16 protein-coding genes and 1 pseudogene are annotated in these 16,559 nt (G+C 66.5%); 6 read left to right on the top strand and 11 right to left on the bottom strand.

Annotation, left to right across the window (positions count from 1 at the left end; genetic code table 11):
- Positions 1–1,068: a 2-aminoethylphosphonate aminotransferase gene (locus B0G62_RS14910; protein ID WP_103704988.1), complete on the top strand. Its 1,068-nt coding sequence runs from the start codon at positions 1–3 to the stop codon at positions 1,066–1,068.
- Positions 1,069–1,162: 94 nt separating this feature from the next.
- Here B0G62_RS14910 and B0G62_RS14905 read toward each other — a convergent pair whose 3' ends face one another.
- The 6 genes from B0G62_RS14905 to B0G62_RS14885 all read right to left on the bottom strand — a co-directional run bounded on the left by B0G62_RS14905 (position 1,163) and on the right by B0G62_RS14885 (position 7,660).
- Positions 1,163–2,401 (bottom strand): PepSY-associated TM helix domain-containing protein, encoded by a 1,239-nt coding sequence (locus B0G62_RS14905; protein ID WP_103704987.1) that lies wholly within the window; start codon positions 2,399–2,401, stop codon positions 1,163–1,165.
- Positions 2,402–2,699: 298 nt separating this feature from the next.
- Positions 2,700–2,846, bottom strand: coding sequence for a hypothetical protein (locus B0G62_RS31660; protein ID WP_167068403.1), 147 nt, complete (start codon positions 2,844–2,846; stop codon positions 2,700–2,702).
- A 155-nt stretch (positions 2,847–3,001) separates the two neighbouring features.
- Positions 3,002–3,589 carry a nucleotidyltransferase family protein gene (locus B0G62_RS14900; RefSeq protein WP_103704986.1) on the bottom strand — a complete coding sequence of 196 codons (588 nt, stop codon included), beginning with the start codon at positions 3,587–3,589 and terminating at the stop codon, positions 3,002–3,004.
- A 111-nt stretch (positions 3,590–3,700) separates the two neighbouring features.
- Positions 3,701–5,914 (bottom strand): xanthine dehydrogenase family protein molybdopterin-binding subunit, encoded by a 2,214-nt coding sequence (locus B0G62_RS14895; RefSeq protein WP_103704985.1) that lies wholly within the window; start codon positions 5,912–5,914, stop codon positions 3,701–3,703.
- Positions 5,911–6,936: an FAD binding domain-containing protein gene (locus B0G62_RS14890; RefSeq protein ID WP_103704984.1), complete on the bottom strand. Its 1,026-nt coding sequence runs from the start codon at positions 6,934–6,936 to the stop codon at positions 5,911–5,913. Before B0G62_RS14890 ends, B0G62_RS14895 begins: the two co-directional genes overlap by 4 nt.
- Positions 6,937–6,952: 16 nt before the next feature.
- Positions 6,953–7,660, bottom strand: coding sequence for a (2Fe-2S)-binding protein (locus B0G62_RS14885; RefSeq protein ID WP_244193255.1), 708 nt, complete (start codon positions 7,658–7,660; stop codon positions 6,953–6,955).
- Between the two features lie 477 nt (positions 7,661–8,137).
- Here B0G62_RS14885 and B0G62_RS14880 point away from each other — a divergent pair, with 477 nt between their 5' ends.
- On the top strand, positions 8,138–8,806 hold the full coding sequence (locus B0G62_RS14880) for a glutathione S-transferase family protein (RefSeq protein WP_103704983.1): 669 nt from the start codon (positions 8,138–8,140) through the stop codon (positions 8,804–8,806).
- An 81-nt stretch (positions 8,807–8,887) separates the two neighbouring features.
- On the opposite strand, the gene B0G62_RS14875 is transcribed toward B0G62_RS14880, so the two are convergent.
- Positions 8,888–10,180 carry an aspartate carbamoyltransferase gene (locus tag B0G62_RS14875; RefSeq protein WP_103704982.1) on the bottom strand — a complete coding sequence of 431 codons (1,293 nt, stop codon included), beginning with the start codon at positions 10,178–10,180 and terminating at the stop codon, positions 8,888–8,890.
- 335 nt (positions 10,181–10,515) lie between these two features.
- Here B0G62_RS14875 and B0G62_RS14870 point away from each other — a divergent pair, with 335 nt between their 5' ends.
- From B0G62_RS14870 to dapA, 4 genes are all read left to right on the top strand, one after another.
- On the top strand, positions 10,516–11,514 hold the full coding sequence (locus tag B0G62_RS14870) for a M23 family metallopeptidase (RefSeq protein ID WP_146055291.1): 999 nt from the start codon (positions 10,516–10,518) through the stop codon (positions 11,512–11,514).
- Positions 11,507–11,869, top strand: coding sequence for a hypothetical protein (locus tag B0G62_RS14865; protein WP_146055290.1), 363 nt, complete (start codon positions 11,507–11,509; stop codon positions 11,867–11,869). Before B0G62_RS14870 ends, B0G62_RS14865 begins: the two co-directional genes overlap by 8 nt.
- A gap of 93 nt (positions 11,870–11,962) precedes the next feature.
- Positions 11,963–12,391: a bactofilin family protein gene (locus B0G62_RS14860; RefSeq protein WP_103704979.1), complete on the top strand. Its 429-nt coding sequence runs from the start codon at positions 11,963–11,965 to the stop codon at positions 12,389–12,391.
- A 310-nt stretch (positions 12,392–12,701) separates the two neighbouring features.
- Positions 12,702–13,556 carry a 4-hydroxy-tetrahydrodipicolinate synthase gene (gene dapA / locus B0G62_RS14855; RefSeq protein ID WP_103704978.1) on the top strand — a complete coding sequence of 285 codons (855 nt, stop codon included), beginning with the start codon at positions 12,702–12,704 and terminating at the stop codon, positions 13,554–13,556.
- A gap of 194 nt (positions 13,557–13,750) precedes the next feature.
- Here dapA and B0G62_RS14850 read toward each other — a convergent pair.
- From B0G62_RS14850 to B0G62_RS14835, 4 genes and pseudogenes are all read right to left on the bottom strand, one after another.
- Positions 13,751–13,984: pseudogene (locus tag B0G62_RS14850) on the bottom strand (DUF2866 domain-containing protein); the annotation flags it as partial.
- Between the two features lie 264 nt (positions 13,985–14,248).
- Positions 14,249–14,446 carry a DUF3562 domain-containing protein gene (locus B0G62_RS14845; RefSeq protein ID WP_103704976.1) on the bottom strand — a complete coding sequence of 66 codons (198 nt, stop codon included), beginning with the start codon at positions 14,444–14,446 and terminating at the stop codon, positions 14,249–14,251.
- A 254-nt stretch (positions 14,447–14,700) separates the two neighbouring features.
- Positions 14,701–15,762, bottom strand: coding sequence for an alkene reductase (locus B0G62_RS14840; RefSeq protein ID WP_103704975.1), 1,062 nt, complete (start codon positions 15,760–15,762; stop codon positions 14,701–14,703).
- An 80-nt stretch (positions 15,763–15,842) separates the two neighbouring features.
- The gene (locus tag B0G62_RS14835; RefSeq protein WP_103704974.1) at positions 15,843–16,163 is read right to left on the bottom strand and encodes an ArsR/SmtB family transcription factor; all 321 of its coding nucleotides are present in this window, start codon (positions 16,161–16,163) and stop codon (positions 15,843–15,845) included.
- Positions 16,164–16,559 lie beyond the last annotated feature (396 nt).

Genomic DNA, 16,559 nt, shown 5'->3' with positions numbered 1-16,559 from the left:
ATGCTGTTGCTCAATCCCGGCCCGGTCACGCTCACCGATCGCGTGCGCCGCAGCCTGTTGCAGGAAGACCTCTGCCATCGCGAAAGCGAGTTTTTCGACGTGCAGGAAGAGGCGCGCACGCGCCTCGTCGGCGTCTACGAACTGGACCCCGCGCAGTGGCAGGCGGTGCTCATGACCGGCTCCGGCACGGCGGCGGTCGAGAGCATGATCGCCTCGCTCGTGCCCGCGAACGGCAAGCTGCTGATCGTCGAAAACGGCGTGTACGGCGAGCGCATCACCGCGATCGCCACGCAATACGGCATCGCGCACGAAGTCGTGAAGCACGAGTGGATGGACGCGCCCGACCTCGCGCGCATCACCGCCGCGCTCGACGCCGACAAGTCGATCACGCACGTAGCGATCATCCATCACGAAACCACCACGGGCCGCCTGAACGACCTGCGCGCGCTGGGCGCAGCGTGCCGCGCGCGCGGCGTGCAGATGCTCGTCGATGGCGTGAGCAGCTTCGGTTCGGAAGCGATCGATTTCGACGACACGAGCATTGCCGCCGTGGCCGCGACCGCGAACAAGTGCCTGCACGGCGTGCCCGGCGCGGCCTTCGTGGTGGTGCGCCGCGCGGCGCTCGCGACGGCTGCGAGCCGCACGTACTACCTCGACCTCAAGCGTCTCGCCACGTTGCAGGATCAGCGCAACACGCCGTTCACGCCGTCGGTGCATGCGTATTACGCGTTGGTCGAAGCGCTGCGCGAACTCGCCGACGAAGGCGGCTGGCAGGCGCGTCACGCGCGCTATGCGGCGCTTTCGGAGCAGGTGCGCGCGGGTCTGGCCGCGCGCGGCATGGACAGCGTGCTGCCGAAGGAAGACTCGTCGGTGGTGCTGCGCGCGTTCCGCCTGCCCGCGGGCATCGATTACCCGAAGCTGCACGACGCGCTCAAGGCGCGCGGCTTCGTGATCTACGCGGGCCAGGGCGGTTTGTCGAAGGAGCTGTTCCGTATCTCGACGATGGGCGACATTCATACCGCCGACGTCGAGCGGCTGCTTGCATCGTTCGATGAAATCGCGAAGTAAGTCGTAGCGGCTCGTTCGAGCCATGCAAAACATGCAAAAGGGCCTTGCAGCGAGTGATCGCTGCGAGGCCCTTCGTGTTTCTGCGCGTGAGCGTTCAGCTCGTCAGGCGCTCGCGCGTTCGCGCCGTCGATGCCTGCTTTGAAGGTTTGGCTGTCTTCGCCGACTTGCGCCGCGCGCGCGCTTTCTTCAGCCAGATCAGCACGCCCGTCACGCTGAGGACGGCGATCATGACGCCCGTGAAGCTGATGGCGATGCGTCCCGCCAGGCCGGCGATGCGGCCCGAGTGCAGCGGAAACTGCGCCTGAATGAAGATGTCGCCTGCCGTGCCCTCGCCGGGAATCTGTTTCGCGATGACCTGACCGGTGCGCCCGCTCATGAACAGCCACGGATTGCCGAGTCCCGCATCGCCGTGATCCTTGCCCGGCTCGTAGTAGCCCACGGCGAGGTAGCCCAGCGACGGCACCGCGAACAGCCCGCCCGGCGGCGCGGCGATGCCTGCGCGGCGGCCCGCTTCGGCGGCTTCGGCGATGATGCGCTCGCGTGCCTGCAGCGCCTCGTCGGGCGTGAGCGCGGGTCCGGGCGCGACGCTGCGGAACGGGTCCGGCGCGAGCGTCGAGAACACGGAAACGACGGGGCGCACGATCTGGCTGCCCAGGTTCATGGAAACCGACGTGAGCGCAACCACCGTCAACAGGACCCACAGCCAGACGCCGCCCGAGCGGTGCAGGTCGAACGTGAGCGCATAGCCGCCGCGCTTGACGCGAAACGCCAGCGATTTGCGCCAGCTTCTGAAATTCGGAAACGCGAGCACGATCGCGATAAATCCGTCCAGCAGCCAGACCATCCCGACGACGCCCATGGTCCAGACGCTGAAATCGATGCCCATTTTCGTCGGCAGAAACAGCGTGTAGTGGAACTGGTAGAGGAACGGGATCAGGTTCAGGCGCGCGAGCGACGGCGCGCCCCACATGCGGCGGCTCTGCACGTCGCCGGTCGCGGGATCGAGCGCGACCTGGTTGTAGTCGAGCGGGTAGGGTTGCTGCGTCCGCGGGTCGAGGCGCGGCGCGGCGCGAACGATGAAGGTCTGCCCCGGCTCCACGGCTAGCGGCATGAACGACACGAGTGCATGGGGATTGGCGGCTTCGAAGCGCTTGACCAGTTCAAGCGGCGCGAGCGTCGAATGGCTCGTCGCGGCTTTGTAGAACGTCGGATTGAGCGCGGCGTCGAGTTCGTGGTCCCACGCGATCACGGCGCCCGTCAGGCCGGCGAGAAACAGGAAGGCCGCGATGCCGAGTCCGAACCACCGATGCAGGCGTACCAGCAGAGGTCTCATGCGGCGTTGCGGCGCTTGAGCCGGTGGTCGAAAAGAGGCGCGTGGGGTGGAACGGTCACGATGGAATCGACGGGCTGATGGAAGGTAAGGTCTTGATCGCAAATGCGAATCGTTTGCATTTTACGGAGTGAGCGGTCCCGGCGCAAGCTTCGCGAAAGCACCCAAATGGGGTGTGGATCAAGGTTGTCGGTCAGGGCAAGGCGCGTGAGAAGGCGACCGCGCCGCGAAGGGCATTCGCGGCGGGCGTGAGAGAGGCGCGAGAAGGGTGGGAGCGCGTGGGGCGCGCAGTGGCCGTGATCTAGACCGGGTCTTTATTCGGCGGCCCGTCAGGGCGCTGCGGCTCCTCGACGTGACCGGGCGGCGGTGGCGTGAGCGGGTCGCGTTCGGGATCGCGCGTCGGGTCGGCGAGCGGATCGGGAAGCGGGTTCGTATGCGAGCAGATCATCGCGGATACCTCGTGCGGCTGCCGTGAGCAGCGCAAGCCGCGCAGGACGTGTGGGTGGTCTTAATAGCGTAGGCGATGAAAAACCGCGTGCGCGGAGTTTCTGGCCCGCAACCGCTGCCGCAATGCGGATTCCCGGGCAGGCTCGGCGACTGGCTTTAGAGGCCGTTGAGATCGGCGGGCGTATCGACGTCGCGCAGGATGCCGGGATCGTTCACGTCGATGCGCGCAAGCGCCTGCGAGGCGAGCAGCGCGCGCGCGCCCGCATCGCCGTCCAGCGCGAGCAGAGCCTCGCGGTGGTCATAACCGAAGCCCACCGGATGGCCGCGCTGGCCGTCATAAAACGGCGCGACGAGCGACTTGCCCGCATCCAGCTCGCGCGCGACGGCTTCGATGGTGCTCACCGCGATGCGCGGCATGTCCGCGAGCGCGACGATCCAGCTTTCGCCTTCGGAATCGGCCTCGATGGCGGCGGCAAGACTCGCGCCCATGCCGCGCACGGAACCGGCCGCGAAGACCACGTCGCAGCCCGCTTCGTTGAGCGTGTGCGCGAGCGCTTCCGAGCCCGGACGCACGACGGCGATGACCCTTGGCACGACCAGCAGAAGCCGGTGCGCGGCCTCGTGGGCGATGGCGATGCCGTTCGGAAGCGGTGCCAGGAGTTTGTTGCGCAGACCGTCGGGATCGAAGCGCGAACCGGTGCCGGCGGCGAGCAGTACGCCGGTGGCAAGCGATGCATAGGCCATGGGGTGTACCGCGCGCAAGAGGATGAACGCAGATTGTGCGGCGCAACCGCGCGCGAGGCAAGTCCTGTTGCCCGCTGGCCCGCGCGCGTTTTCCCCCGTATTTACATGGCGTTACGTCATCACCTTGTCGAGCGTGATCGGTAGATCGCGCACCCGCACGCCAGTCGCGTGATAGACGGCGTTGGCGATGGCCGCCGGCACGCCGGTAATGCCGATCTCGCCGATGCCGCGCACGCCCAGCGCATTGAAGTGCAGATCGGGCGGCCCGACGAACAGCACGTCGAGATCGCCGATATCGGCATTCACGGGCACGTGGTATTCGGCGAAATTGCCGTTCACGAAGCGCCCCGCGCGCGGGTCGAGCAGCCCTTCCTCGTGCAGCGCCGTGCCGATGCCCCAGACCATGCCGCCCATCAACTGGCTGCGCGCGGTCTTGGCGTTGAGCACCTGTCCCACGTCGTAGGCGCCGACGATGCGCGCCACGCGCAGCGTGCCCAGCTCCGCGTCCACGTGCACTTCCGCGAACACCGCGCCGAACGAGTGGAAGGCGTATTGCTGCTTTTCGGCGCCGGGTTTCGCCGATGCCTGCGCCTCGATGGGCTGGCCGCCCGCGCGCGCGATGATGGCGGCGGCGGGATCGCGCCGCGAGGTGTCGGCGCGCAGCACGACCCAGCCGTCGGCGACCGTGACGTCCGCGGGGGCGGCGCCATAGACGGGCGAGGCGCGGTCGGCCGCGGCCAGTGCGATCAGCTTGTCGCGCGCGGCGCTGGCCGCCGCCTGCACGGCCGGCGAGACGCTGGCCGCCGATTGCGAGCCGCCCGAGACCGGCGCGCGCGGCAGGCTCGAATCGCCGAGCGCGAAGTGAATGCGTTCGGGCGGAAAGCCGAGCGCGTCGGCGGCCACCTGCGTCATCACCGTATACGTGCCGGTGCCGATGTCCTGGGTCCCGGAGGCGACCATCGCCGTGCCGTCCGGCAGGATGCGTGCGAGGGCGGCGGCTTCGCTGCGGTTGGCCGGATAGGTCGCGCTCGCCATGCCCAGGCCGATCAGCGTGTTGCCCTGGCGCATCGCGCGCGGCGTGGCCACGCGCCGCGACCAGCCGAAGCGCTCGGCACCCGCCGCGTAGCATTCGCGCAGCGCCTTCGACGACCATGGCTTGTTTTCCTGCGGCTCGGCTTCGGCGTAATTCTTCAGACGCAACGCGATGGGGTCCATCTTGAGCTGCCACGCGAGTTCGTCCATCGCCGATTCGAGCGCGAACGAACCCGTCGTCTCGCCGGGCGCGCGCGTGAACGTGGGCGTGCCGACGTTGAGCGGGACGACGCGGTGGCTCGTGCTCACGCCCGGCGCGGCGTACATCATGCGCGTGACGAGCCCGGACGTTTCGGTCCAGTCCTCGAACGTCGAGGTGTGCGAGAAGGTGTCGTGGCGCATCGCCGTGAGCGTGCCGTCGCGGTGTGCGGCCAGCGAAAAGTGCTGCTCCGTGCGCGGGCGCGAGCCGACCGGGCCGAACATCTGCGGACGCGCGAGCGCGAGGCGCACGGGACGGCCGGTCTGCTTCGCGGCCATCGCGCACAGGCTCACGTGCGACCACGACGAGCCCTTGCAGCCGAAGCCGCCGCCGATGAACGGCGAGATCACGCGCACGTTGTCGGCGGGGATGTCGAACACGGCGGCCACCGCGGTGCGCGCGCCCGACACGCCCTGAGTCGAGTCGTAGAGCGTCAGTTCGGGGCCGTCCCAGCGCGCCAGGCTCGCGTGCGGCTCCATCGGATTGTGGAATTGCACGGGCGTGGTGTAGACCGCGTCGAGTCGCACCGCGCCTTCGCGCAGGCCCGCTTCGACATCGCCGCGCTGCGAATCCACGGGCCGGCCGGGCTGGCTCGGCGGCCTGTGCGCCTGCGTTTTTGCCTGCGCGAAATCGAGCGCGGACGGTGTGGCGGCGTAGGTCACGCTCACCTGTTGCGCGGCGTCGATCGCGTGTTCGAGCGTATCGGCCACCACGACCGCGACCGGCTCGTTGCTATAGCGCACGACGTTGTCCTGCAGCAGCGTGAGGCGTCGCCCGGCGGGTGGCGCAAGCGGCGTGTGGCCGCCGTTGGGCAGGCGCATGGCGTTCTGCCACGTCATCACCAGCAGGACGCCAGGCAGCGCTTGCGCGCGGTGCGTGTCGATCGAGGCGATCGTGCCGCTCGCCACCGTGCTCGTGACGAGAACCGCGTGCGCGAGCCGCGCTTCGGGGAAATCCGCTGCATAGCTCGCGCTGCCCGTCACCTTGAGGATGCCGTCGATGCGATCGACAGGCTGTCCGATCAGTTGGCTCATGCGAGGTCTCCGGCGAAATGGCTACTTCCGGCTGGGGGCAACGCCGCGGCCTGCATCGCGGCGCGCACGATCGCGCGCTGCGCGAGTTCGACCTTGAACGCATTGCCCTGCAGCGGCTGGGCGTGTGCAAGCTCGGCGGCGGCAGCGGCGCGCAGCGTGGCGGCGTCGAGCGTCCGGCCCACGAGATGCTGTTCCGCGAGACTCGCGCGCCAGGGCTTGTGCGCGACGCCGCCCAGCGCGATGCGCGCGGCCCGCACGCGCTGGCCGTCCAGTTGCAGCGCGGCCGCCACGGAAACCAGCGCGAACGCGTAGCTCGCTCGGTCGCGCAGCTTGAGGTAGCGGGCGTGATCGGCGAAAGCGGGCGGTGGCAGATCGACCGAGGTGATGAGTTCGCCGCGCGCGAGCGTGGTGTCCAGATCGGGCCGGTCGCCGGGCAGGCGATGAAACTGCGCGATGGGAATCGCGCGCGCGCCGTTCGGGCCGCGCACCTGCACCGTGGCGTCGAGCGCCGCGAGCGCCACGCTCATATCGGAAGGATTCACGGCCACGCATTGCGCGCTCGCGCCGAGGATCGCGTGCATGCGGTTGAAGCCGTCGCGCGCCGCACAGCCGCTGCCGGGCGCGCGCTTGTTGCATTGCGTGAATGCCGTGTCGTAGAAGTAGCCGCAGCGTGTGCGCTGCATCAGGTTGCCGCCCACGGTCGCCATATTGCGCAACTGCGGCGACGCGCCCGCGAGCAGCGCCTGCGAAAGCAGGGGATAGCGCGTGCGCACGAGCGCATGGTTGGCGCAATCGCTGTTGCGCACGAGCGCGCCGATGCGCAGGCCGCCGTCGGGCAGCGTCTCGACGCCGTCGAGCGCCGCGATGCGCGTGATGTCGATGAGCCTGAGCGGATGCGCGATGCCGCCTTTCATGAGGTCGAGCAGGTTCGTGCCGCCGCCGATGAAGGCCGCGCCGGGCTGCTGGGCGGCGGCAAGGGCGGTGTCGATATCGGCGGCGCGCTGGTAGGCGAGTGCGTCCATGTCGTGGCCTCCGCGCTCATGCGCTGGCCGAGTGCGCGTCGCGCACGGCGGCCACGATGTTCGCGTAGGCGCCGCAGCGGCAGATATTGCCGCTCATGCGCTCGCGGATTTCCGCATCGCTTAACTCGGTCGCACGCGCGCGCACGTCGGCTGTCGCGGCGCTTGCCGTGCCCGCCGCGAATTCCGCGAGACACGCGGTCGCCGAACACAACTGCCCAGGCGTGCAGAAGCCACACTGCAAGGCATCGCGTTCGACGAAGGCGCGCTGGATCGTGCTGGGCGCGGTCGCGCCGGCGAGTCCTTCGACGGTCGTGATGCGCTGGCCTTCGTGCATCACCGCAAGCGTGAGGCAGGCATTGATGCGCCGCCCATCGACGAGCACCGTGCAGGCGCCGCACTGGCCACGATCACAGCCTTTCTTCGTGCCGGTGAGTTGCGCATAGTCGCGCAGCGCGTCGAGCAGCGTGACGCGCGGTTCGATGTGCAGCGCGTATTCGCGGCCGTTGATGTTCAGGCGCACGGGTTGGGCGGGGACCGGCGCATTCGCGCCGGTATCGGCGGCGGGAGTGGGTTCGGGCGTGTTCTGTGCGTGCAGATGCGGCGCGGCGCCGAGCGCGGCGGCCGCTGCCGCCGACTGGAGGAAACGCCGGCGTGCAGGCTCGGTGGGTTCGCTGGAGGCATCGGGCGGTGCGTCGTGATGCCCAGGGCGGGGAGTGGGGGACATGGCGTTCGCAGCCTCCATCAGGGATGGGATCGCAAGCGCACGCGCAAGACGCGATGCCGTTTGAGCGGTCGTCGCGTAGCGTAGCGTGCGGACCTCGATATGCAGCAGTCTTCTCTGGAGCAATTCCGATGCCGCGACGCCGTGCGATTTCATGCGCTTTCATGCCGTCAGCGGCGCTGGACAGAACTGAACGTTGCGCGCGCCATGCGCGAAAGTAAAGCGTTTGGAGGGCGTTGCGGGCGAAACTTTCGTGACAGCGTGTCTTCTGGCGCAAGGCTGTCGGGTGGCTGACGCGCCGCAGTCGCGAAACTGTCGCGGCGGACAGATTCTGGCGCTGGCATGATGGGCACAGCACGCGGATTTAGAGGTCCGAATTAGAGGCTCGATTCGGGCGTGCCATTTCAACGAGATGTGCACCCTACAATGCTTGCGATCGATACAGACCGATAATGATCGATACAACCGGGAGGAGACCCCATGCTGACGGTTCATCACCTCGACAACTCGCGCTCCCAGCGCATCCTGTGGATGCTCGAAGAGCTGGGCGTCGACTACGAGATCGTGGAATACAAACGCAACAAGGAGACGATGCTCGCGCCGCCCGCGCTGCGCGCCGTGCATCCGCTCGGCAAGTCGCCGGTCGTGACGGACGGCGAATTCACGCTCGCGGAGTCGGGGGCGATTCTCGAATATCTGGTCGAGCGTTACGGCAACGGCCGCTTCGTGCCGCCGCGCGATACGCCCGACTATCTGCGCTATCGCTACTGGATGCACTATGCCGAGGGCTCGGCCATGCCGCCGCTGCTGCTCAAGCTGGTCGCAAGCCGTATCGCCAACGCGAAAGTGCCGTTCTTCATAAAGCCGATCACGCGCAAGATCGCGGGGTCGCTCGAAAGCGATTTCGTCGGTCCGCAGCTCGATCTGCATTTCACTTATATCGCGAAGGAACTCGAAGCGACGGGCTGGTTCGCGGGCGACACGTTCACGGCCGCCGATGTGCAGATGAGCTTTCCGATCGAGGCAGGAGCGAAACGCGCGGGCGCTGAATCGAAGCCTTCGATTCGCGACTATCTCGATCGTATTCACGCGCGTCCGGCGTATCAGCGTGCGTTGGCGCGCGGCGGCGAGTTCACGCTATTCGGGTGAAAATAAGGATGGCGAAATAAATGAGGTAAGAAAGAAGGCCGGAAAACAGGTGTTTTCCGGCCTTTGACGTTTATGGCTTCATCAATCGATGCCGTGGAATACGGCGTCGTCCGGGCCGAGGTACGCAGGCGGGCGCCATGCGGCGTCGCGCATCGAATGCTGCACCAGGTTTTCCACACCCAGCAGCACCGCGAAGATCGCCATACGCACCGGAATGCCGTTGTCGGTCTGGCGGAAGATCGCCAGACGCGGATCGTGGTTCAGGTCCGTCGACAGATCGTTCGCACCCGGGCGGCTGTCGCGCGGCAGCGGGTGCATCACGAGCGTTTCGGGGCTGCAGCATTCGTCGAGCAGCGCCAGGTTGATCTGGAAGTCGGGCGTGTAGCCTTCGAACGACTCGTCGGTGAAGCGCTCTTTCTGGATGCGCGTCGCGTAGACCACGTCGGCGCCGCGCAGGCCCTGGCGCAGATCGGTCGTTTGCTCGACGACGTGACCGTTGGTCGAGATCAGATCGACGATATACGTCGGCATTTCCAGCATCGGCGGCGAAATGAGCGTGAACTTGATGCCGCGATAGAGCGCGAGCAGTTTCACGAGCGAGTGCACCGTGCGGCCGTACTTGAGGTCGCCCACCAGCGCGATGTGCGCGCCGTCGACGATCTTGCCCAGACGCGAAAATTCGCGCTGGATCGTGTAGAGGTCGAGCAGCGCCTGGCTCGGGTGCTCGCCGGGACCGTCGCCGCCGTTGATGACGGGGATATTCACGGCGCGCGCGAATTCGGCCACCGAGCCTTGTTCAGGATGCCGAATCACCATCGCATCCACGTACCCGGCCATCACGCGGCTCGTGTCGTAGATCGATTCGCCCTTGGCCATCGACGAGAACGTGAAGCCGGTCGTGTCGCAGACCGAGCCGCCCAGACGGCAGAACGCGGCGCCGAAGCTCACGCGGGTACGCGTGCTGGCTTCGAAGAACAGGTTGCCGAGCACCGCGCCTTCGAGCACGCGCGAGATTTTCCGGCGGCGCGCGATGGGCTGCATGATGTCGGCGACGCGGAACAGCGCTTCGACGGAGTCGCGCGAGAACTGGTTGGTCGAGAGCAGCTGCGGCCGGCCTTCGAACTGGATCTGGCTCAGGAGCGAATGCGAATCTACGCTTTGCGTATAGCCTTCACGCGGTTCGACGTTGCCGACGATCTCGGAGACGAAACGCTCGACGATCTCGGGCATCGCGCGCGATTCCTGCGATTCCTCCGGCAGCAGCCAGGTGTCGAGCGCCCGGCGCGATACGCCGATACGGCTCGCGAAGGCGTCGCGGGTCATGTTCAGACGCCGCATGGCGTCACGAAGGAAGGCTTGTTGCGGAACGCTCATGCTGGCACCCGTGATAGCTGTTGATATACGCGGTGCGTATATTAGTTCGGTGACGCGAGAAGTCAAGTGGTTTTGCGAGTTCCGCACAGGAACGGCTGTGCGGCAATCCGGCGCGGCCAGGCTTGCGGGCGCGCTTTCCTGCTTCGGCGGACGCTCGATTCCCCCATTCAGGCGAGGTGCTTTATCAGGATGGGGATTTTTCAGACGCCGCGATAATCGCCGTTTTGATTTTGGACGGGCCGGCGCGCTGGCCGGCACAGCTTGATGTACGCACTGTTTTGCACCTTGTTGTCGTGCGCTTCGCTCGTGCGCGCGAAATGCCGTCGGGGCCGGTCATGAAAATGCCCTGGGCCAGTTCGGTCGAGGAACTGTCGAGCGGCGAGACCCGTTTCGTCACCCATCGCGCGGCGCGCCGCACGGCCATCTATACGGCATGTGCCGTGGGCGTCGCCGCGCTCGCGGGCGGCGTCGCCATCGGCCGCTACAGCAGCGTCGTGGACGTGCCCACCGGCCCGGGTGCCGAGGGCGTGGCCACGCATCACTACGTTGTCGGCGAGATCGGTCGCATGAGTGCGTCCATTTCGTTGCTCGATCCGCGCATCGAGCGCCTTTCCGCGCAGATCGCCGAATTGCGCCAGTTCGACCAGCGGTTGCGCGCACAGCCGCAACGGGGCGCGGTGGTGGCGCCCGCTGCGCCCAGCACACATTCGGGCGATGACGATGACGAGGATCACGAGGGCGCGTCGGGCACCGAGGCTGAAAAGGGCGGAGAAGGCGGCCCCGCGCTCGCGCCGCGCCCTTGCGTGGAGGCGTCTGCGTCGCGCACCAACGCGCACGCGGTTGGTGGCGCGGTTGATTGCATGGCCGCGACGCTGTCCACGCTAGAGCAAGCCGTTGCGCAGCATGAGGCGGCGTGGCAGGCGTTTCCGGGCCGTCGGCCGACCCAGGCGGGGCGGTTGGGTTCGCCGTTTGGCAACCGCGTCGATCCGTTCACGCAGCGGTTGAGTTTTCATCCGGGGCTCGACATCGTCGCGCCCAAGGGCACGCCGATTTACGCCGCAGCGGGCGGGCGCGTGAGTTTCGCGGGTCCGAAGGCCGGTTACGGCAATTGCGTCGATATCGATCATGGCAACGGCTTCTCGACGCGCTATGGACACGCCTCGAAGATCGACGTGCAGGTCGGGCAGATCGTACTGCCGGGCGACCATATCGCCGATGTCGGCTCGACCGGGCGCTCGACCGGGCCGCACCTGCATTTCGAAGTGATCGTGAACGGCACCCAGGTCAATCCCGCCGGTTATCTCGCGCTGTTTGGCGCCTACCACAATGGCTGACGCCCGCCGCACCGCTCGCGCGCGCATGGACGCGCAGCGCGCTTTCGAACTGCAACCCGTGCGCTCGCGCACCTGGCGCTGGGGCGTCGCGCTGGCCTGGACGGCGCTGGCCGCGAGTGTCGGCGCGGGCGCGGTGGCGTGGGTTCATCACGTCGACGACGCCAGGCGCTGCCCGGTCCTCGCGCCCGACGCCTTGCAGATGCGCCTGACCCATGCCGAACTCGCGCTGGAGCAGGAGCGCGCAGCGCACGACGCCCTGCAGAAGTCGGCGTCGGCAGCTCAGGCCCAGGCCGCCGCGCTACAGACCGAAGTGTTGTTCCTGCGCGGCCACGGTGGCCATGAAGGCGCACATTGAAAGCCCGCATTCCACAAACATCGTCCTGAAATCCCGATCAACACAACGTCAAACGCAACGTCAAACGCAACGTCAAACGCAACGGCCACTCCCATGTTCAACAAGAAGAAGTCCCAGCCGGGCATCCAGCAAACCAAACTCGCGACGCTAATCTCCGAAGACTTCCGCATCACGGGTAATGTCGAATTCGCCGATGGGGTGCGCCTCGACGGCCAGATCACGGGCAACGTCAGCAGCAAGCCGGGCACGCAGACGCTGCTCGTCCTGAGCGAGCGCAGCGTGGTGCAGGGCAACGTGCACGGCTACGACATCGTCGTCAACGGGCGCATCGTCGGCGACGTCATCGCCGATCATTTCGTCGAGTTGCAGGCGAACGCGCACGTGGTCGGCAACATCTACTATCAGCAATTGCAGATGGCGTGCGGCGCGACCGTCGACGGCAAGCTGACGCGGCGCGATCCCGCCGATGCGCCGAGCCTGCTGCTCGATACCTCGATCGTCGATGTACACCCGCTGGACTGACACCGCGCGCGGCGGCTTATCCCGCAATTGGGCGAATTCCGGTTAAACTGCCGGGCATGTCACGTCAGCCGAACCTCCTCGCCTTTTTCGCCGTCGCCGCATCGCGCGCGATGACGACGTGCGTGCAGGCAGCCCCGGCCGGCGTGAAAGCCAAAGCCAAAAAACAGTCGCTCATCTGACCGGAGCTTGCTGTTCCGTCGGATGTTGCGATGGAACGGCCTGCCGGCACCCGCCTCACTCTTCCCCTGGCTCGCTGACTCCCGCGCACTGCTCGACGGACCTTTCATGCGGTCGCGTTCAAGGGATAGTCATGTCTTCGTTTTCGGGTATCTGGATTCCGCTCGTCACGCCGTTCAACGGCGGCGCCGTCGATCATGAGGCGCTCGACGCGCTCGTGCGCCATTACGTGCAGGCGGGCGTGGCGGGTTTCGTCGCGCTCGGGACGACCGGCGAGCCCGCCGCGCTCGACGCTCGCGAGCAGGATGCGGTGCTCGTGACCGTGCTTGCCAGCGCGGGGGCGTTGCCGGTGGTCGCGGGCGTCAGCGGCAATCACACGCAGTCGGTGTGCGAGCGCATTGCCGCACTCAACGACACGCCCGTTGCGGGCGTGCTGGCGGCGGGACCGTACTACATCCGGCCGTCGCAGGCGGGCGTGATCGGCCACTTCGCCGCGCTCGCCGACGCGAGCCGCAAGCCGGTGATTCTCTACGACATTCCCGCGCGCACCGGCGTGACGCTCGCGCTGCCCACGCTGCTCGAACTCGCGGGGCACGAGCGCATTGTCGCGGTGAAGGACTGTGGCGGCTCGCTCGACAAGACGCTGGCGCTGATCCTCGATGGCCGTTTGCAAGTGCTGTGCGGCGAGGACCTCGATATGTTCGGGATGATGTGTGCGGGCGCGAGCGGGGCGATTGCGGCATCGGCGCATGTGTTGCCGCAGCGTTTCGTGGCGATGGCGCGGGCGTTGCGCGAAGGGCGACTGGAGGAGGCGCGCGCAATCTGGCATACGCTGGTGCCGCTCGTGCGCGCCGCCTTCGCCGAGCCGAATCCGGGTCCGGTGAAGGCCGCGCTCGCGCGACAAGGATTGCTGCACAACGAACTGCGCGCGCCGATGACACGCGTGAGCGATGAGCTGGAAGAAACGCTGGGGAGACTGGTTGCCTGAACAGGCCTGAAGCAGCCCGAAGCCAATATGCGAGCGGCGCGTCCGGATGATGGGGCGCGCCGCGCTTCGATCGCCGATGGTCGATCGATCTGCGCTTAACGAGCGGCGCCTGCGCCTGCGTTTGCGCTGCTGCGTGCGCGGCGTCGGGTGCGCGGCCGTTCGGCATCCACCGGTTCGCCGTTGAGCAGAATCCGGCGCCCAGGAACGTGCTCGGCGACGAGGCGCGCAATTTCGAACGCCGAACTTTCGGCCGGCACGACCTGGCGGCGCGCGCCGTCGTCGAGCGGCGTGGTCCATTCGACCAGCCGATAGGCGCGGCCCCAGGGATGCTGCAGCGGCGTCGAGACGCGGCAGGAAGCGACGCGTGTAGTCGAGCCGTCGCGCAGCAGGGACTGCAGGTGCACCAGCACGTCGTTGTCTTCAACCATGGCTTCGCTCCTCCTCGACTAACCGCATAAAAAAACGCCGCCAATGTTCCGGCGGCTCAACAGGGGTGAGCGTATGGTTGCAGCGAAGAATTAAACGAGCCTTAAGAGTACCAGGTAGATAAAGCCTGCCGGCAAGGACTTTCGCGCGCGGAGACGCCCGCGCGGATTGAAAAATTCGCGCGGGACGCTGCAACCGGATGGATCGAAATGGAGAGACCGTGTGGCGTTAATTCAGCGCCAGGTCAGTGCAGAACCGGCGTGAAATCAGTGCTTGCCTGTGCCGTTTTGCCGCAGCGTCGCGCGGACCTTGCGGGCGGCGAAGAGCGGGAGATAGTCGTGAATGCGCGCGTCGGCGCGGTAGTGATCGAGTGTATCGGCGTAGATGCGGGCGACCGTTTCCTCAGGCGTGTGAGTTTCTTCGGCGATGCTTTGAACGATTTGCGCGGCGTCGACTTTCGGCATGACAGTCCTCCGGACAGCGGGGTGGGCGGGCAGACAAGATTCGAATTGAAGGACACGGCTGGGCGCGATGCCAATTGAAACGTCCTATCGGGAATGCGTCGGAGCGCGGCAATTCAGGCTTGCGCCTGATTCGGTCGAATGCGCTCGTGGACAAACAAAGCCCCGGCGCAGGCGATTGCCTTGGCCGGGGCTGTCAGAGCGCTGCTGCCCTTTCTATATAGTGGGCAGATTAGTGGGCAAATTCCGCCGATGCGTTATGCGACGCTTTCGAGCGACGGGTAATCCGTGTAGCCCGTTTCACCGCGCGCGTAGTAAGTCGACGGATTCGGTGCGTTGAGCGGTGCGTTCAGTTCGAAGCGGCGCGGCAGATCGGGATTGGCGATGAAAAGCTGGCCCCATGCGACGGCATCGGCTTCGCCATCCGCGAGCACTTTTTGCGCCGATTCCAGCGTGAACTTCTCGTTCGCGATGTACGGGCCGCCGAATTCGGCTTTCAATTGCGGCCCCAAACGATGGTCGCCGAGCGATTCGCGTGCGAAGAGGAATGCGATCTTGCGTTTGCCGAGCTCGCGCGCGACGTAGCCAAACGTCGCGGCCGGATCCGAATCGCCCATCGTGTGCGCGTCGCCGCGCGGCGCGATATGGACGCCCACGCGATCCGCGCCCCACACGTCGATGCAGGCGTCCGTCACTTCGAGCAGCAGGCGGGCGCGGTTTTCGATCGGGCCGCCATAGGCGTCGGTGCGCTGGTTGGTGCTGTCCTGCAGGAATTGATCGAGCAGATAACCGTTCGCGCCATGAACTTCGACGCCGTCGAAGCCAGCGGTCTTCGCGTTGAGCGCGCCCTGGCGGTATGCGGCGACGATACCGGCGATTTCATCGAGTTCGAGCGCGCGCGGCGTGACAAACGGGCGCTGCGGGCGCACGAGGCTCACGAAGCCTTGCGCGGCGATCGCGCTGGGCGCGACGGGCAACTCGCCGTCTAGGAAGATCGGGTCCGAAATGCGGCCCACGTGCCACAGTTGCAGGAAGATGCGGCCGCCCGCGGCGTGCACAGCCTCGGTGACGAGTTTCCAGCCCTCGACCTGTTCTTGCGACCAGATGCCCGGCGTTTCCGCGTAGCCGACGCCTTGCGGCGTCACCGACGTCGCTTCGCTGACGATGAGGCCGGCGCTCGCGCGCTCGGCGTAGTACTTCGCCATCAGCGCGTTGGGCACGCGGACCTCGCCGGCGCGTTGGCGCGTCAGCGGCGCCATGATGACGCGATTGGGCAGGGTGAGATCGCCGATCTGAATGGGGTCGAAAAGCGTTGCCATGTCGTTACCTTGTGGCGGGCGCGGCCCGCAGCCTTGAAGCATAAAAGGGATGAAACAGAGGTTGCCGACGCTGCGCGCCGTCACAACTGCCGATGCATGTGGGCGAGGAACGCCTCGATGACCGGCTCGTTGCGCTTGAAGAACACCCACTGGCCAACCCGCTTCGACGTGACGAGCCCGGCTTTCTGCAGCGCAGCCAGATGCGCGGAAACCGTCGATTGCGACAGTCCGCAGTGCGCGTCGATCCGTCCCGCGCAGACGCCGTGGTCGAGCGGAAGCTCCTGATCGGCGAAATGCGCTTGCGGCTCGCGCAGGCAAGCCAGAATCTCGCGGCGCACGGGATTGGCGAGCGCCTTATAGATTGCGTCGAGGTCGATGGATTGGGGTTCTGGGTGGTTCATGGGCTCTGCATCGTGACTGTCCGAATCTTATATCGTAATTTTACGATATGGGTGATGGCACTGATTGCAATAGGGGTGATAGGTATTCGTGCCAGTGGCTGCCGATCAGCTAAAAGCGGGATGCATCGCCGTCTCAGCACGCGGCGTTGGAAATGGACATCCAAGGACTTATTTCCGCTACCCCCTTGCGCCGCGTTCTGGGTAGCGCTAAGATTCGCCCCCTTCGCTGCTCGCGGTACTGACAGCGAAGCCTGCCGGGAGAAACGGCGGGTCGTTCGGGTGGCATCTTTCAAGCAGTAGTCTGAAAAAAGATGTTGACGAAACGAAAAAGAGCCTTCATAATCTCGTTTCTCTGCTGCAGACGCAGCGACGCAGAAGCCGCCGGATGGTTGGAAT

The sequence above is a fragment of the Paraburkholderia eburnea genome (assembly GCF_002917095.1).
Classification (GTDB): Bacteria; Pseudomonadota; Gammaproteobacteria; order Burkholderiales; family Burkholderiaceae; genus Paraburkholderia; species Paraburkholderia eburnea.
Note: the sequence above shows the minus strand (reverse complement) of the source record. Positions and strands in the feature narration are given on the sequence as shown.

What these genes read in the sequence shown, in the direction of transcription:
- B0G62_RS14870 (WP_146055291.1), top strand. Translation starts at nt 10,516, where the DNA reads ATGAAAATGCCCTGGGCCAGTTCGGTCGAGGAACTGTCGAGCGGCGAG.
- B0G62_RS14905 (WP_103704987.1), bottom strand. Translation starts at nt 2,401, where the DNA reads ATGAGACCTCTGCTGGTACGCCTGCATCGGTGGTTCGGACTCGGCATC.
- B0G62_RS31660 (WP_167068403.1), bottom strand. Translation starts at nt 2,846, where the DNA reads ATGATCTGCTCGCATACGAACCCGCTTCCCGATCCGCTCGCCGACCCG.
- B0G62_RS14895 (WP_103704985.1), bottom strand. Translation starts at nt 5,914, where the DNA reads ATGAGCCAACTGATCGGACAGCCTGTCGATCGCATCGACGGCATCCTC.
- dapA (WP_103704978.1), top strand. Translation starts at nt 12,702, where the DNA reads ATGTCTTCGTTTTCGGGTATCTGGATTCCGCTCGTCACGCCGTTCAAC.
- B0G62_RS14885 (WP_244193255.1), bottom strand. Translation starts at nt 7,660, where the DNA reads ATGTCCCCCACTCCCCGCCCTGGGCATCACGACGCACCGCCCGATGCC.
- B0G62_RS14840 (WP_103704975.1), bottom strand. Translation starts at nt 15,762, where the DNA reads ATGGCAACGCTTTTCGACCCCATTCAGATCGGCGATCTCACCCTGCCC.
- B0G62_RS14875 (WP_103704982.1), bottom strand. Translation starts at nt 10,180, where the DNA reads ATGAGCGTTCCGCAACAAGCCTTCCTTCGTGACGCCATGCGGCGTCTG.
- B0G62_RS14900 (WP_103704986.1), bottom strand. Translation starts at nt 3,589, where the DNA reads ATGGCCTATGCATCGCTTGCCACCGGCGTACTGCTCGCCGCCGGCACC.
- B0G62_RS14890 (WP_103704984.1), bottom strand. Translation starts at nt 6,936, where the DNA reads ATGGACGCACTCGCCTACCAGCGCGCCGCCGATATCGACACCGCCCTT.
- B0G62_RS14910 (WP_103704988.1), top strand. Translation starts at nt 1, where the DNA reads ATGCTGTTGCTCAATCCCGGCCCGGTCACGCTCACCGATCGCGTGCGC.
- B0G62_RS14845 (WP_103704976.1), bottom strand. Translation starts at nt 14,446, where the DNA reads ATGCCGAAAGTCGACGCCGCGCAAATCGTTCAAAGCATCGCCGAAGAA.
- B0G62_RS14835 (WP_103704974.1), bottom strand. Translation starts at nt 16,163, where the DNA reads ATGAACCACCCAGAACCCCAATCCATCGACCTCGACGCAATCTATAAG.
- B0G62_RS14880 (WP_103704983.1), top strand. Translation starts at nt 8,138, where the DNA reads ATGCTGACGGTTCATCACCTCGACAACTCGCGCTCCCAGCGCATCCTG.
- B0G62_RS14865 (WP_146055290.1), top strand. Translation starts at nt 11,507, where the DNA reads ATGGCTGACGCCCGCCGCACCGCTCGCGCGCGCATGGACGCGCAGCGC.
- B0G62_RS14860 (WP_103704979.1), top strand. Translation starts at nt 11,963, where the DNA reads ATGTTCAACAAGAAGAAGTCCCAGCCGGGCATCCAGCAAACCAAACTC.